This window comes from Pandoraea sp. PE-S2T-3 (assembly GCF_002179965.1).
In the GTDB taxonomy this organism is placed as follows: Bacteria; Pseudomonadota; Gammaproteobacteria; order Burkholderiales; family Burkholderiaceae; genus Pandoraea.
On sequence record NZ_NGUQ01000018.1, the window covers coordinates 639,778 to 654,343 of the forward strand.

A 14,566-nucleotide genomic window follows, 5' to 3' on the forward strand; every position below is an offset into this window, starting at 1 on the left:
CCCTAGGGCGCTTTTTTGTTGCTAGCAGCATCGTGTGAATGGTTTACCGCTCCCCCTCACCCTGCCCCTTCGTCTGCAAACCATACCGCTTGAGCTTTTCATACAACGTGGCTTTCGGCACATGCAGCGCCTCGGCCGTCGCCGCGACATTGCCTTTGCTGTGGTCCAGCGCCTCTTGCAACACCGCACGCTCGAAGCGCTCCACCTGCTCCTTGAGCGGCAACGGCGCATGCGAATCGTCTTGCGGCGCGCTCGCCACTCCGAGCACCAGACGGTCCGCCGCATTTCGCAGCTCACGCACGTTGCCCGGCCAATCTGACTGCATCAGCTCCTGGCGCATACGCTCCGTCACCAGCGGCGCAGGCCGTCCATAACGCACCGCCGCGTCCAGCAGAAAGTGCTCGAACAGCGGCACGATGTCTTCGCGTCGCTCGCGCAGCGGCGGCAACGCCAGCGTCACCACATTCAACCGGTAATACAAGTCGCGCCGGAACGTGCCCTCACGCACCAGTTGCTCCATGTCGCCCTTGGCCGCCGCCACCACACGGCAATCCACGCGAATCATCTGGTTCGAGCCGAGCCGCTCAAGCACGCCGTCCTGCAATACGCGCAGCAGCTTGACCTGCAACGTCGCCGGCATGCTCTCGATCTCGTCGAGGAAAAGCGTGCCGCCCGACGCGTGTTCCAGCTTGCCGATGCGACGCTTGGCAGCCCCTGTGAACGCGCCGACCTCGTGGCCGAACATCTCGCTCTCGAAGATCGCTTCCGGCAACGCCCCGCAATTGAGCGCAACGAACGGCGCATCGCGACGCCGCGACAGTTCATGCAGACTGCGCGCGACCAACTCCTTGCCCGTGCCGGTATCGCCGTTGATCAGCACCGGCGCATCCGTCATGGCGACGTTGGCAATCAGCGTGCGCATGGTCTCCATCGACGGGCTGCGTCCGATGATGCGCGATGCGCGCCCGCCCTGCTCCGCCAGTTCCCGGCGAAGTGCCTGATTTTCCAGCATGAGCTTGCGTGTTTCGAGCGCGCGTTTGGCCGATTCGATGAGACGGTCCGGCGCAAACGGCTTCTCGATGAAATCGTAAGCGCCGTCGCGAATCGCCTGCACGGCCATCGAAATGTCGCCATGCCCCGTGACCAGAATCACCGGCACTTCCGGGGCGTGCTGGCGCAGATGCGCGAGCAATTCCAGCCCGCTCATGCCGATGAGTCGAATGTCGGACACGACGATGCCGGCGAAGTCCGGCGTAATGCGTTCGCGCGCCGCTTCGGCAGACGCGAGTCCGAAAGCGTCCAGCCCTGCGAGTTGCAAGCTTTGCAGCGTCGCGCGCCGCACGAGTTCGTCGTCTTCGACGAAGAGAATTTGCAGGTTCTTGTACATCATTCGATTGCCCCGCTGGCGCGAGGTACGCGGCGCAGCGTCACGAGAAATTCCGCACCACCGCCCGGTACATTACGCGCGACCAGTTGGCCGCCGTTTTCCTGAGCGATGGACGATGAGATGGCGAGTCCGAGTCCCATACCCTGACCACCCTCCTTGGTACTGAAAAACGGTTCGAACAGACGCGGAATATGCGCCTCTGCGATGCCGGGTCCGTTGTCGCGCACATAAATGCGCACCCACTGATCATCCGCATCCACATCGATCCAGATCGAGGGCTGCGCCTGCGGTTGCGGCACACTCACCACGGCGTCGATGGCGTTACCCACCACATTGATCAACACCTGCTCAAGCCGCAGACTCTCGCAGGCCACCTGCACGTCGGCGAGCCCGTCGGTGAACGTCTGTGTCACCTGAATCCCTGCCATACGCCCGCGCAACAACATCATCGTGTTATCGAGCGCGCGGCGTACCGATGCCTCGCTGTCACCCCGGCGTGCGCGTCCGGCAAACAGTCGCAACTGGCCCGTGATGCGGCCCATGCGATCGGTGAGCGACGCAATGGCCTCAAGGTTCTCGCGCGCCGCGCCGTATTCCTCGCGGTCGAGCAGCACGCGCGTGTTATCCGAGAAGCTGCGCAGCGCGGACAGCGGCTGATTCAATTCATGCGTGATACCGGCCGCCATCTGCCCGAGCGCCACCAGTTTCGACGCCTGCACCAGTTCGCTCTGCGCATCGCGCAATTCGTGCTCGGTGCGCGAGCGCTCCTGCACTTCGGTCTGCAAGCGCTCATTGGCCGATTGCAGATCGGCCGTGCGTTCAGCCACGCGCTCGCCCAACTCTGCATACGCCGATTGCAGCAATTCGCGACTCTTCAACATATCGCGAACGCGCTGACGGCGCTGATTCCACGCCACGCCAAGCAAACACGTGAACGCCGCCAGACACGCCGCCGCGACCGCCGCAATACGCGCGTTGGCAATCACCTGATCAAGCGGCGCGAAATACATCAGCGTCCAGTCAGGCTCGCCAAGCTTGCGCTGCACAGCGAGAAAACGCCGCGTCTTGCCAGCCCCACGCCCGTCGCGCACGGTCACGACTTCACCATCGGCATCCAACCGCTCGTCGGCACTCCAGTTCAGCGGTGTGATGTGCTGGTTGTAATACTGCCGCGTGCTCTCCAGCGCCGCCGTCACCTCCGGCGTCAACGGCGCGAGCGCACGATACTGCCAGCGCGGCTCCGACGACAGAAACACGACGCCATGATCGTCCGCCACCACCACCGGCTCCGAAGCATCGGCCCCGGCGCGCTGAAACCACTCCAGATTCAGTTTGACGACGACCACGCCCTGAATCTTGCCGTCGACCAGAATCGCCTGCGACACGAAGTAGCCCGGCTCACCCGACGTCGTGCCCACCCCGTAGAACCGCCCCAGCCCGCCGCCGATCGCATCGATGAAATACGGCCGGAAGCGATACTCCTGCCCGACAAATGTGGCCTTTTCACGCCAGTTGCTGGCCGCGAGGGCAAGTCCTTTGGCATCGATGACATACGCCGCCGACGCCTTCGCGCGCTGGTTCACATCGAACAGATAGTCGTTGGCGCGCTGCACCACCGCGCGGTCCTCGGGGTGCAGCAGCAAATCGTGCACGTACGGATGCAGCGAGAGCAGATACGGCAGAAATTCATAGCGGTCGACGGTGCTGCGCAAGCTGCCGGCGTAGCGCTCCACGCGCGCACCGGCGTTCACACGCAGGTCGGCCACGCCGCGCTGCCAGCTCAGCGCATACGTCAACCAGCAAAACAGCGTGCTCACCACCAGCATGGCGGCGATCCACATCCAACGGCGCATCGGCACAGTCCTCTCGAGTTCGATCGGGACTTCGTCGCGCCGGCGGTCCGCAGGGCTCACGTGCGATGCGATCGCTCCCGGCGGGAGATCGCTCTGACGTGCGCGGATCGAGTTGTCTTGCGGGGTGGCCATGGTTGGCGGTGTTACGCCTCTTGCATTGCCGGTTCAGGCGATGACGGCAGGCAGCGTGCGGGCGCACTGCCTGTCGTCATCGCGGAACCAAAGGACCACCGGGCGGCGAAGCTCAGGCGCTATTGTGCCTGTGCCGCACCGCCCGGTGGCGAATGTTCCCGGTGGCGGAGTCCAGGGTTATCGCCTGCCCCCGCCACCGGCTGGCCGTCAGGCCAGCTCAGGACCCTTCTTGCCCGACATCGCTTCGGCGAGCTTCTTGCGGTCCAGTTCCTTTTCCCAGGCCGACACAACGATCGTGGCAACGCCGTTGCCGCAGATGTTCGTCAGGGCACGGCACTCGCTCATGAAGCGATCGATACCGAGAATCAGCACCATCCCGGCGACCGGAATCGTCGGAATCACGGCCAGCGTTGCGGCCAGCGTGATGAAGCCCGCGCCGGTCACGCCCGAGGCGCCCTTCGAGGTCAGCATCGCCACGGCGAGCAGCGTGAGCTGTTGGCCCCAGGTCAGATCGATGTTCGTTGCTTGCGCGATGAAGAGCACGGCCATCGTCATGTAGATGTTCGTGCCGTCCAGGTTGAACGAGTAACCGGTCGGGATCACCAGACCCACCACCGACTTCGAGCAACCGGCCTTTTCCATCTTTTCCATCAGGTGCGGCAGCGCAGCTTCCGACGAGCTCGTACCCAGCACGATCAGCAGCTCTTCCTTGATGTAAGCGAGGAAGCGGAAGATCGAGAACCCGGTGAACTTGGCGATCAGACCCAGCACGACGATCACGAACAGGAACGACGTCAGGTAGAACGTGCCCATGAGCTTGGCCAGCGGCACCAGCGACGCGATACCGTACTTGCCGATCGTGAAGGCCATCGCACCGAAGGCACCCAGCGGGGCGACCTTGGTGATGATGTGCACCACGCGGAACAGCACGCCCGAGACGCTGTCGATCCAGCCCGTCACCACGCGGCCGCGCTCACCGATCATGCCCAACGCGGCACCGAACAGCACAGCGATCACGAGGATCTGGAGAATCTCACCCTTGGCGAACGCATCGGTAATCGTGTTCGGAATCAGGTGCAGCAGGAAGTCGACGAACGTGTCGCCATGCGCTGCCTTTTCGGCGTAGCCGGCGATCGCCTTCGGATCGAGCGAGTTGATGTCGACGTTGAAGCCGGCACCCGGCTTCAGGATGTGCGTGGCCATCAGACCGATGACCAGTGCGAGCGTCGAGACGACTTCGAAGTAGATCAGGGCCTTACCACCAACGCGGCCGACCTTCTTCATGTCTTCCATGCCGGCAATACCGGTCACGACGGTACAGAAGATCACCGGGCCGATGATCATCTTGATCAGCTTGATGAACGCATCGCCGAGCGGCTTCATCTGCACGGCCAGATCGGGCTTGAAGTGACCGAGCAGGACGCCGATGACGATGGCGATCAGCACCTGTACGTACAGGATGCGATAAAAGGGTTTCTTGGTCTTCGTTTGCATGTTGTTTCCTCTTCAGGCGGCGGGGCAAGCCACCGCCCTTGTTATTAATCTGCGGTGACCCCGCGGATCTCGCTTTGCGCGAAGCGCATTTGCTCCTCCATCACCATCTGGGCCAGCTCCTTCTTCAATTCATTGAATTCACTGCCTGCCGTATCGCGCGGACGCGGCAATTCGATTGCCATGTCCCGCTTGACCGTGCCCGGCCGGTACGTCATGACGACGACCCGGTCGGCCAGATAGATCGACTCCTCGATGCTGTGTGTGACGAAAATGATCGTCTTCTTGAATTCCTCCCAGATGCGCAGCAGCTCGTCCTGCAACGTACGACGCGTGAGCGCGTCGAGCGCGCCGAACGGCTCGTCCATGAGCATGATCGGGCTGTCGAGCGCCAGTACGCGGGCAATCGCCACACGCTGACGCATGCCGCCCGACAGGTCGCGCGGAAACCGCTCGCGGAACTCGCGCAAATTGAGTTTGCCCAGCAGCAAGTCCACGCGCTCGTTGATCTCGGCGCGCTTCATGCCCTTGATTTCCAGTCCGAACGCAATGTTCTGCGCCACTGTCATCCACGGAAACAGCGCGTACTCCTGGAACACCATGCCGCGGTCCGGACCCGGCTCGGCGGCCGCATCGGCGCGGCCATCGATACGAATCGCACCCGAGGTGGGCTGCACGAAGCCGGCCAGCGCGTTGAGCAGCGTCGACTTGCCGCAGCCCGAAGGCCCCAGCAGGCAGACGAACTCGCCCGTACCGATCTTCAGGTCGATGTTCTTGAGCGCATCGACGGTGCCGCCGGGAACGGCGAACTGTTTGTTGACGTGTTCGATTTCGATCAGCATGTCGTTCGCCTCACTTGGTTTCCAGACCACGATGCCACTTGAGCAGGTGGTTATTGAGACGATCCATGCCCAGATCGATCACCAGACCGAGCAGGCCGATGGTCAGCATGCCGGCGATGATCTTGTCGGACCACATGTACTCGCGCGCTTCCAGAATGCGGTAGCCGAGGCCGTTGTTCACGGCAATCATCTCGGCCACGATCACCACGATGAAAGCGGTACCGATACCGATGCGAATGCCCGACAGGATGTACGGCGTAGCGGCCGGCATGATCACGCGACGGAAGATCGTGAACTGGCCGGCGCCCAGATTGCGTGCGGCGCGCAGATAGATGCCGTCGACATGGCGCACCCCGGCGATCGTGTTCATCAGCACCGGGAAAAACGCCCCGAGCGCGATGAGGAAGAACGCCGGCGGGTTGCCGAGACCGAACCACAGAATGGCCAGCGGGATGTACGCGATCGGGGGAATCGGGCGCACCACCTGCACCAGCGGGTTGAACAGGCCGTAAATACGGGGGCTCGTGCCCATGAGCAGACCGAGCGGCAGGGCAATCACCGTGCCGACCAGAAAGCCCATGATCACGCGATAGAGACTGTTGGCCGCATCGGTGAGCAGCTCGCTCGAATGCAGCCACGCGCCGAAGCCTTCGGCCATCGTCACCGTCGGCTTGAGGTACTGCCACCACTTGGCCACGACGGCGAGCGGTGAAGGAAGAATGATCGGGTTGATCCACTCCAGGCCGGTGACGATCTGCCAGATCACCACGACCGAGAGCGGAATCAACACGCCGCGTAGCGCGCGCGAAGCGCGCGTGCCGGAAGACGCCATAACAGCTGCCACTAGTGACCTCGCCTTACTTGATGTTCAGCTTGGTCTTGGCATTGGCGAGCAGGTCGAGCTTGACCCAGTCGTTAGCCTTCGGCACCGGATCTTGCAGCTTGCCCACGCCGTACTGCTTCATCAGGTCGGTGGTCAGTTGCACGTGCGAGGTGCTCAGATCGTAGCTATACGGCGAGTTGCCGATGGCGTCGGAGAAGTCTTGCTGCGTGATCTGGTTCTTGAACATGTCTTCACGCACGTACTTCTCGGCCGCTTGCGGGTTCTTGATGAAGTAGTCGGTCGCTTCGACGAAGGCATACATCAGGCGCTGCGCGACGTCCGGCTTTTCTTTGTAGAGCTTTTCGGTGATCACGAGCGCACGCACCGGTTCGCCGATGGGCGTGTCGTACGGCTTGAGCATTTCGACGCCGAAGCCCTTGTTGATGGCTTGCGAGGCTTGCGGCTCCGACTGGCACATGGCGTCGATGCTGCCGGCGGCGAGGGCCTGATTCAGATCGGCATAGGCCATGAACAGAATCTGCACGTCTTTGGCACCCGGCTGATCCGACCACGTGAGACCGGCCTTGGCCAGTTCTGCGTAGAGGATGAGTTCCTGCGCGCCGCCACGGGCCACGCCTACCTTCTTGCCCTTGAGATCGGCCACCTTCGTGACAGCGATGCCCTTCTTCGACACCAGGCGCACGCCACCCTTGGCGAAACCTGCCACTGCATAGATCGGCGCCCCCTGCGCACGGCCAGCAATAGCGGCGTCAAGCGCGCTTGCCGACACGTCGATCTGACCGGCCACGATCGCCGGCATGATGTCCACGCCCTTCGCGAACATGCGCTCTTCGATCTTCAGGCCGTACTTCGGGCCAATCACTTTCATGTACGACACGGCGCCGTAGTGGGCGAACTTCAGGTTGCCCAGACGCACCAGATCGTCGGCGAAAGCGTGCAGCGAAACCGCGCACAAGGCCGCGGCGGCAAGACATTGCTTGAACATAAGGTCTCCTCTCTTATTAGATCGGCTTGCGCGTTATCGGGAATCCAGACAACGCAGCAGCACGCGCGTTAGAAAGCAATAGTCATGCCAGCAAGTTATGTCTTTGATTTATTTGAGAGAAAGTGTGGAAAACCCGATGGTCGGGTATACGGAAATCCGGAAAAACGCGGGATATTGTTTCCGGATTTCCAGAAAATTGAGTGAAATCGGGAAATGACGTAAAGCGGATGGGGGCAAACCCCGAGAACGCGGCCGCACAACGCAACGATGAAAAATCCGTCGCGGGGGAGATGGCGTGACAATGGGCCGACGCTGCCGAAGCGTCAGCCCATCAAGACAACGGTCGGATGGCTGACGGCCTCAGGCCGAGAGCACTTCCGGCACTTGCACCTGATAACCCAGCTCGGCGGAGATTTCCGCAGCGCAGGTCGACAGACGCGACGAGATGTCCGGCAGCAACGCACGCGTCATGCGCGAGGACGGGCCCGACGCCGACAGCGATGCAATCACTTCGCCCGACGCATCGCGCACCGGCACGGCGACCGAGACGGCCTCCGGGGCCAGCTCACCGAAGCTCACGGCGCAGTCTTGCGTGCGCACGTTGAGCAGTTCCGCCGCCAGTTCGTCACGCTCGATCAGCGTGCCGGCGGTGAAGCGCTTGCGCGGGCGGCCCAGCACCTGAGCGCGCACGTCGTCCGACGCGAATGCCAGCAGCACGCGCCCCGACGCGCCGACGTACAGCGGGCGGCGATTGCCGACCACGCCGTGCACGCGCAGTTCGTGGGTCGATTCCACGCGGGCGACGCACAGCGACTCAAGGCCATCGCGCACACGCAGCTGAATGTTTTCGTTGAGCGCGCGGTTGAGCGACTGGATATGGCGATGCGCCACCTTCACCAGATTCACCTGCTCGTGGCCGGCCACGCCCAGTACCAGCGCTTGCGCACCGAGCACGTAGGTGACGGGACTGCCCTCGCGCACGACCCAGCGATGCTGTTCGAGCGTCGCCAGCAGGCGAAAGGCACGCGACTTGTTCAGGCCGGCGCGTTGCGCCAGTTCCGTCACACCCAGACCGGGGCATTCCCCGACCAGCGACAGCAGCGAAAGCGCCGTGTCGACCGAAGCGACTGTGTAGTCCATCAAGCTTCCTCGCTATGTTGTTCGGCATACGCGGCGAGCGCCGCCGCAAATTGCCCAAGTTGCGATTGCAGCGACGAGAAACCTTCATGTTTCTCGTCGCGTGATTCATTCATGTAGAGCGCCCGGTTCAGCTCGATCTGCACACTGTGCCGACGCTCTGCGGGCCGGCCGAAGTGGCGCACGATGTCGCCGCCGCGATAAGGCGTGTTGTAGGCGACGCGAAACCCCAGTCGCGTGAACTCGTCGACCAGCCATTGCGAGAACGCGGGGTCGGCGGTGGTGCCGTCGTAGTCGCTCACGATCACATCGGCGCGCGACATCCCGGCATCGGGGTCGAGTGCGCCGCCGCGCGAGCTCATGGAGTGGCAATCGAGATGCCAGACCACGCCGTATTCGTTGCGGGCGGCGTCGAGCGCGTCGCGCAACGCCTGACGGTAGGGCAGGTAGTAATCGTTGATGCGGCGCTCCACCTCGGCCACGCTCAGGCGGCGGTCGTAGAGCGGCACGTTCGGTGCGGCAAAGCGATGCAGCAGGCCGACACCGCGCTCGCTATACGCCTCGGGACGCGCATCGTGCGGCCACAGACTCGCGATCAACTCGGGGTCGAGGTCGTGGACGGCGCGATTCGGGTCGATATAGGCCCGCGGGAAGAGCGCGGCAACGAGCGTCGCACCGTGTTGCGTGACGATGGACCACAGTTCGTCGACGTAGGCGTCGCCACACGCGTGAATTGCCGCCGTCGGCGCGATGGTGTCGAAGTCGGGCGGGAACACCTGGCCGCTGTGCGGGGCGTCGAAGACCAGCGGCAGGCGGCACAGTTGCCCCCCTCGCCCGGCTTGCGGCGCTTCCACAAAATATCGGCCCTCGGTGACCTGACGGGACATGCCGTCTCCTCGCGTACGTTCGGAACGCTCGCCTATTCATAGGGAGCCCTTCGTTTTGACCAGCAAAACAAGGTTTCAATATTCTGAAACAACGCCGAGGGGCCGACAAGGTGATGGTTGTTACAACATATTTCGGCGTGGCTGCCGGCGAGTTGCGGATGCAGGTATGTCGATTGACCGAAGTTGCCAGTAGAACGGCCAGCGTTCCGTAGGTTTTGCCTACGGTCGCGGGCGTTTCGTGAGCGTATTACGTGATGAACCGGGCGACGTCTGTGATGGCTCGTAATGACTTTTCCGGCGCGTGAAATACGTCGGCGCTCGAAAAACGACTACCCACGCCCAGCCACGTCCGATCACTCTGCGCATGCTAAGCGCTCCGCCCAATAAAAAAGCGGACCGTCCGGGGACAGTCCGCTGCTTTTTTGCTACGACTTGCTTCGGGCTTTGGCCCGAGGGCATGGGCTTCGCGTCAGATAGCGTCGGCCACACCGGCTTCGTGCGCCTGCACGTCAGCGTGATAGCTCGAACGAACCATCGCGCCCACCGCAGCGTGCGTGAAGCCCATCTTGTAGGCCTCTTCTTCGAACATCTTGAAGGTGTCCGGAGTCACGTAACGACGCACCGCGAGGTGGTGTTCCGACGGCTGGAGATACTGGCCGATCGTCAGCATGTCGACGTTGTGGGCACGCAGATCGCGCATCACTTCCAGAATTTCCTCATCCGTCTCGCCCAGACCGACCATCAGGCCGGACTTCGTCGAAACGTCCGGATGTGCGGCCTTGAATTCCTTGAGCAGCGTCAGCGAGTGCTGATAGTCCGAGCCCGGGCGCGCTTCCTTGTACAGGCGCGGCACCGTTTCGAGGTTGTGGTTCATGACGTCGGGCGGAGCCGCGTTGAGGATGCCCAGCGCACGGTCCAGACGCGCACGGAAGTCCGGCGTCAGGATTTCGATACGGGTCTGCGGCGAGAGCTCGCGCACATGGCGAATGCAATCGACAAAGTGCTGGGCACCGCCGTCGCGCAGGTCGTCACGGTCGACGCTGGTGATCACCACGTACTTCAGGCGCATTGCCGCGATGGTCTTCGCGAGGTTCAGCGGCTCGTCCACGTCGAGCGGGTCCGGACGGCCATGGCCCACGTCGCAGAACGGGCAGCGGCGCGTGCACTTGTCACCCATGATCATGAAGGTGGCCGTGCCTTTACCGAAGCACTCGCCGATATTCGGGCAGCTCGCCTCTTCACACACGGTGTGAAGGTTGTGCTCGCGCAGAATCTGCTTGATCTCGTAGAACCGCGACGTGTGCGTCGCTGCCTTCACGCGAATCCAGTCCGGCTTCTTCAAGCGCTCGATCGGCACGATCTTGATCGGAATGCGCGCGGTCTTGGCTTGCGACTTTTGCTTGGCGGTGGCGTCGTATTCGCCATCGATCGTGCGAACTTCCTTGCTCGCGGTGTCGTTCACGGTGGTGGTCATGATGGGGCTTTCCAGGCGTCCATTCAGGCGGCGGCGTTCGCGCTGGCTGCCGGGTCTGCGTGGGGCGCAGCGTCGGCAGGTGGCGCGGCATCGGCCGACGCGGGGTGCTGTTCGAGGTGATGGCCGAGTTGCTGCGCCAGTCGCGCGGCCACTTCGTCCCAGCGGGGGGCCACGCCGAGCGTGGCCATGTCTACGGTTTGCAAACCGGCGTAACCGCACGGATTGATCCAGTCGAACGGGCGCAAATCCATCGCGACGTTCAGCGACACGCCGTGATAACTGCATCCGTTGCGGATTTTCAACCCGAGAGCGGCGATTTTCGCGCCAGCATGCGCTTCGGTGCCGTCGCCCGGGCTCACATAGATGCCCGGCGCGCCAGCCCGGCGCTCAACAGCGAGATTATACGCTCCAAGGGTATCAATCACCGCCTGCTCGATCAGCCGTACCAGTTCGCGCACGCCAAGCTTGCGGCGGCGCAGGTCTACGAGCAGATAAATCACCACTTGGCCGGGCCCGTGATACGTGATTTGGCCGCCTCGGTCGACTTTGACGAGGGGAATGCCGCTATCGGCGATGAGCAGGTGAGCCGGGTCGCCGGCGAGTCCCAGCGTATAAACGGGGGGATGCTGGACGATCCAGAGTTGATCCGGGCCGTGCGCGCCACGCGCATCGGTGTAGGCGCGCATGGCGTCGAACGATGTGGCGTAGTCTTCGGTGCCGCGCCAGCACACTTCGATCGGGGAGGTCATGAACGCGATTTTAACGAAACCCGTCGCGTCTTGCTCGGACCGACGCGGCGAAGTTCACGCTCAGGCTGCACTTGCCTTCTTGGCTGTCTTCTTCACAGGCGCCGCGCCCAACCCTCGCGCGTAACACCCGGCAGCAACCAGAATCATGACCCCGCCCAGCCATTGGGTCGGGTGCAACACGATGCCGAACGCCAGAAAGTCGACCGCCACCGCCACCACCGGATATACGAAGCCGAACACGGCGAGGCTCGATGTCGACGCCTTCTGGAACGCGCCATACAGCAGCAAGTACATGAATGTCGTATGGAACAGGCCCAGCGTGACGATCGCGCCCACCTGACGCGGCCCGCTCGGGAGGTGCCCGAAATCGGCCATCCACACGAACACCACCGCGCCGATCACCATGTGCAGTGCGGCAATGATCTCCGGCCGAAGGGTGCCGGCCAGCTTCTTGGTGAACAACGTGGTTGCCGCGTAAAGCGACGCCGCCGCCAGCGCACTCGCCACGCCGAGCAGGTAGCCCGCGCCGTGCACGCCGCCCGGTTCAGCCAGAATGACCAGCCCCGCGAACGCCAGACCGAGAAACCCGAGCGTCGCCATCGATGGCCGCTCGCGCGTGATAATCGCGCTCGCCATGACCAGCAGGAACGGCTGCACGTTGTAGACCACCGTCGTAATGCCGACCGACGTGAGCTTGTAAGCGCTGAACAGGAAAAACCAGTTTGAGACGAGGGTAATCGCCCCGAGTGTCACGTTCACGATTTGCCAGCGCGCGAGACGCAAGCCGCGCCAGTAGCCGCGATAGGCGCACCACAGGCACAGACTGGCCGCGCCGATCAGGCAACGGAAAAACACCACATTGAGCGCCGGCTGCCCCGACATCAGCACGAAGTAGCCGATCGTGCCGGAAATCACCATCGCAGCGACCATCAACCAACGGCCCAGACGCTCGTCAGCGTGGGCGTCCGGTGCGCCATGCCCCGTGTTGCCGGACTTAATCGGCGTGGCAGCGGCTGGCGTGGAAATGGCCGGTGTCGTGCGAGCCGGCGTAGAACCTTGCGTCATTCAGTCAAATCTCCCGCTATCGCAGCGTATTTTCGTTTGATTATTGCGCGCCTTGATGTGAATTCAATTGACATCAAGTGAATGTTTAAAACGACTCACGCGTTCCGCAGCATCATCTGCCGCGAGAACGCGTGAAGTTTGACGATTGTGGAAAGCCACGAGGGCCGGTGGCCCGCAGGCAAATCAAGCGGCAGATGCGCAGGAATTCGCTTCACGTGCCGCACGGCGTCCGGCCAGCCAGCGGCGCAACTCGCGCACCAGCGGGAAACGATGCGCCACTTCGCGCTCGAGCTCGGCCTCGGCGCCGTCGTCCGACGACACCCAGTAACGGCGTCCCGGCTCCACGGCGAGGCGCTGCCCCGGCATCAGCCAGTAATCGCGCGGATCTCCGGCTCGTGTCACCCAGACTGCCGCGCCGCGTGCGACGAGCGTATGCTCATGGTGCAAGTCGAGACTGACGACTTCGCCCGGCCGGATGCCGTAAAAATACTGGACCTTTGTCAAATTGTTTTGCATTTTACGACCCCCACTCAGTGCGAGACAATGACTGAATCATAGGGACTGCCAAGCGCTTAACCAAACGACATATTTTCACGGCCTTGCGAATAAAGCTCACATGGATCTTCGGAGACTTCCCAATCTGAGTGCTCTGCGCGCGTTCGAAGCGGCCGCGCGTCTGGAGAGCTTCTCCCGCGCGGCCGAGGAGCTGTTCGTCACGCACGGCGCCATCAGCCACCAGATTCGCGCGCTGGAGCAGGAACTGGGCACGCAGTTGTTTGCCCGCAACGGCAAGCGCATCAGCCTGACGGCCGCTGGCCGGCAATACGCGGTGTCGATCCGCGCCGCGCTCGGCGATATCGCGCAGGCCACCCGCAAGTTGCAGGCCGGCACGCGCAGCGAGCGGCGATTGGTACTCACCACCATGCCGTCGTTCGCCAGCCGTTGGCTCACGCCCCGTATCGGGCGCTTCATCGACCGTCACCCCGAACTGGAAGTGGAGTTGCGTTGCAGCGCCGAGCTGATCGACTTCGAGCGCGACGACGTCGACATCGCCCTTCGCATGGGCAAGGGCAACTGGCCCGGCCTGCATATCGAAAAAGTGCTCGAGGACGTGTTCTTCCCGGCCTGCGCGCCGACGTACAACAGCGGGCGTCTGCCCCAGTCGGCGGCGGAATTGCGGCACAGCACGTTGCTACGCTCGGAAGGGGAGCCGTGGTCGCCGTGGTTTGCGGCGGCCGGCTTCGATATTCCCGAACCGACGCAGGGCATGATGTATCAGGATTCGGGGATGCTCTCGCAAGCGGCCATCGTCGGTCAGGGCGTGGCGTTGGTGCGGCGCTCGCTGGCGGTGGGCGACATCATGGCCGGACGGCTGGTGCGCCTGTCGGATGTCGATACGCCATGCGAATGGGATTACTACTTCGTGTGTCCGCCGGGGGTGCTGGAAACGCAGCGCGTGCAAGCGTTTCGCACGTGGTTTCTGGAGGAAATGGCCGCTTTTGAGGCCGTGATGCATATGCAGCGCCGTCCGGCACAGGCGAGCCCCGAAGCGCTCGCGGCCGGCATGGCGTCTACCGCAGGCACGCTGACGACGGACGCTCAACTGGGGCTGGCACCGGCGCTACCGCCGGACGACGGCGCACCGACGCATGCGTGAATGCGGCGTGAATGCTGCCTGAATGCGGCAGGAGTAACACGCCACCCGCATCGCGCGTGCCGT

Annotated in this window: 13 protein-coding genes; 1 reads left to right on the forward strand and 12 read right to left on the reverse strand. The window is 63.0% G+C overall.

The window, feature by feature from the left end:
- Positions 1–43 precede the first annotated feature (43 nt).
- The 12 genes from CDV46_RS18340 to CDV46_RS18395 all read right to left on the reverse strand — a co-directional run bounded on the left by CDV46_RS18340 (position 44) and on the right by CDV46_RS18395 (position 13,350).
- The gene (locus CDV46_RS18340) at positions 44–1,387 is read right to left on the reverse strand and encodes a sigma-54-dependent transcriptional regulator (protein ID WP_087689960.1); all 1,344 of its coding nucleotides are present in this window, start codon (positions 1,385–1,387) and stop codon (positions 44–46) included.
- Positions 1,387–3,372 (reverse strand): sensor histidine kinase, encoded by a 1,986-nt coding sequence (locus CDV46_RS18345; RefSeq protein WP_087724080.1) that lies wholly within the window; start codon positions 3,370–3,372, stop codon positions 1,387–1,389. The genes CDV46_RS18340 and CDV46_RS18345 overlap by 1 nt, the downstream gene beginning before the upstream one ends.
- 207 nt (positions 3,373–3,579) lie before the next feature.
- Complete coding sequence (locus CDV46_RS18350) at positions 3,580–4,866, reverse strand: dicarboxylate/amino acid:cation symporter (protein WP_058377058.1); 1,287 nt, start codon at positions 4,864–4,866, stop codon at positions 3,580–3,582.
- Between the two features lie 44 nt (positions 4,867–4,910).
- Positions 4,911–5,705: an ABC transporter ATP-binding protein gene (locus CDV46_RS18355; RefSeq protein ID WP_058377057.1), complete on the reverse strand. Its 795-nt coding sequence runs from the start codon at positions 5,703–5,705 to the stop codon at positions 4,911–4,913.
- 10 nt (positions 5,706–5,715) lie between these two features.
- Entirely contained in the window at positions 5,716–6,537 is an 822-nt protein-coding gene (locus CDV46_RS18360) for an ABC transporter permease (RefSeq protein WP_087724082.1), read from the reverse strand.
- Between the two features lie 25 nt (positions 6,538–6,562).
- Positions 6,563–7,534 (reverse strand): ABC transporter substrate-binding protein, encoded by a 972-nt coding sequence (locus CDV46_RS18365; protein WP_087724084.1) that lies wholly within the window; start codon positions 7,532–7,534, stop codon positions 6,563–6,565.
- Positions 7,535–7,894: 360 nt separating this feature from the next.
- Entirely contained in the window at positions 7,895–8,674 is a 780-nt protein-coding gene (locus CDV46_RS18370; RefSeq protein ID WP_058377054.1) for an IclR family transcriptional regulator, read from the reverse strand.
- Positions 8,674–9,558 (reverse strand): N-formylglutamate amidohydrolase, encoded by an 885-nt coding sequence (locus tag CDV46_RS18375; RefSeq protein WP_087724086.1) that lies wholly within the window; start codon positions 9,556–9,558, stop codon positions 8,674–8,676. The genes CDV46_RS18370 and CDV46_RS18375 overlap by 1 nt, the downstream gene beginning before the upstream one ends.
- 469 nt (positions 9,559–10,027) lie before the next feature.
- Entirely contained in the window at positions 10,028–11,032 is a 1,005-nt protein-coding gene (gene lipA / locus CDV46_RS18380) for a lipoyl synthase (protein WP_058377052.1), read from the reverse strand.
- A 23-nt stretch (positions 11,033–11,055) separates the two neighbouring features.
- Positions 11,056–11,781 (reverse strand): lipoyl(octanoyl) transferase LipB, encoded by a 726-nt coding sequence (gene lipB, locus CDV46_RS18385; protein WP_087689970.1) that lies wholly within the window; start codon positions 11,779–11,781, stop codon positions 11,056–11,058.
- A 60-nt stretch (positions 11,782–11,841) separates the two neighbouring features.
- Positions 11,842–12,846 (reverse strand): DMT family transporter, encoded by a 1,005-nt coding sequence (locus CDV46_RS18390; protein ID WP_087724088.1) that lies wholly within the window; start codon positions 12,844–12,846, stop codon positions 11,842–11,844.
- Positions 12,847–13,029: 183 nt separating this feature from the next.
- The gene (locus tag CDV46_RS18395; RefSeq protein ID WP_176399109.1) at positions 13,030–13,350 is read right to left on the reverse strand and encodes a DUF2917 domain-containing protein; all 321 of its coding nucleotides are present in this window, start codon (positions 13,348–13,350) and stop codon (positions 13,030–13,032) included.
- A gap of 112 nt (positions 13,351–13,462) precedes the next feature.
- On the opposite strand from CDV46_RS18395, the gene CDV46_RS18400 reads away from it, so the two are divergent.
- A complete protein-coding gene (locus CDV46_RS18400) occupies positions 13,463–14,503 on the forward strand; it encodes a transcriptional regulator GcvA (protein ID WP_087689974.1) in 1,041 nt (346 codons plus the stop codon).
- The last annotated feature ends 63 nt before the right edge of the window (positions 14,504–14,566 follow it).

Coding starts and splice junctions, on each gene's coding strand:
- CDV46_RS18390 (WP_087724088.1), bottom strand. CDS start 12,846: ATGACGCAAGGTTCTACGCCGGCTCGCACGACACCGGCCATTTCCACG.
- CDV46_RS18350 (WP_058377058.1), bottom strand. CDS start 4,866: ATGCAAACGAAGACCAAGAAACCCTTTTATCGCATCCTGTACGTACAG.
- CDV46_RS18355 (WP_058377057.1), bottom strand. CDS start 5,705: ATGCTGATCGAAATCGAACACGTCAACAAACAGTTCGCCGTTCCCGGC.
- CDV46_RS18370 (WP_058377054.1), bottom strand. CDS start 8,674: ATGGACTACACAGTCGCTTCGGTCGACACGGCGCTTTCGCTGCTGTCG.
- lipA (WP_058377052.1), bottom strand. CDS start 11,032: ATGACCACCACCGTGAACGACACCGCGAGCAAGGAAGTTCGCACGATC.
- CDV46_RS18400 (WP_087689974.1), top strand. CDS start 13,463: ATGGATCTTCGGAGACTTCCCAATCTGAGTGCTCTGCGCGCGTTCGAA.
- CDV46_RS18340 (WP_087689960.1), bottom strand. CDS start 1,387: ATGTACAAGAACCTGCAAATTCTCTTCGTCGAAGACGACGAACTCGTG.
- CDV46_RS18375 (WP_087724086.1), bottom strand. CDS start 9,558: ATGTCCCGTCAGGTCACCGAGGGCCGATATTTTGTGGAAGCGCCGCAA.
- CDV46_RS18345 (WP_087724080.1), bottom strand. CDS start 3,372: ATGGCCACCCCGCAAGACAACTCGATCCGCGCACGTCAGAGCGATCTC.
- lipB (WP_087689970.1), bottom strand. CDS start 11,781: ATGACCTCCCCGATCGAAGTGTGCTGGCGCGGCACCGAAGACTACGCC.
- CDV46_RS18360 (WP_087724082.1), bottom strand. CDS start 6,537: ATGGCGTCTTCCGGCACGCGCGCTTCGCGCGCGCTACGCGGCGTGTTG.
- CDV46_RS18365 (WP_087724084.1), bottom strand. CDS start 7,534: ATGTTCAAGCAATGTCTTGCCGCCGCGGCCTTGTGCGCGGTTTCGCTG.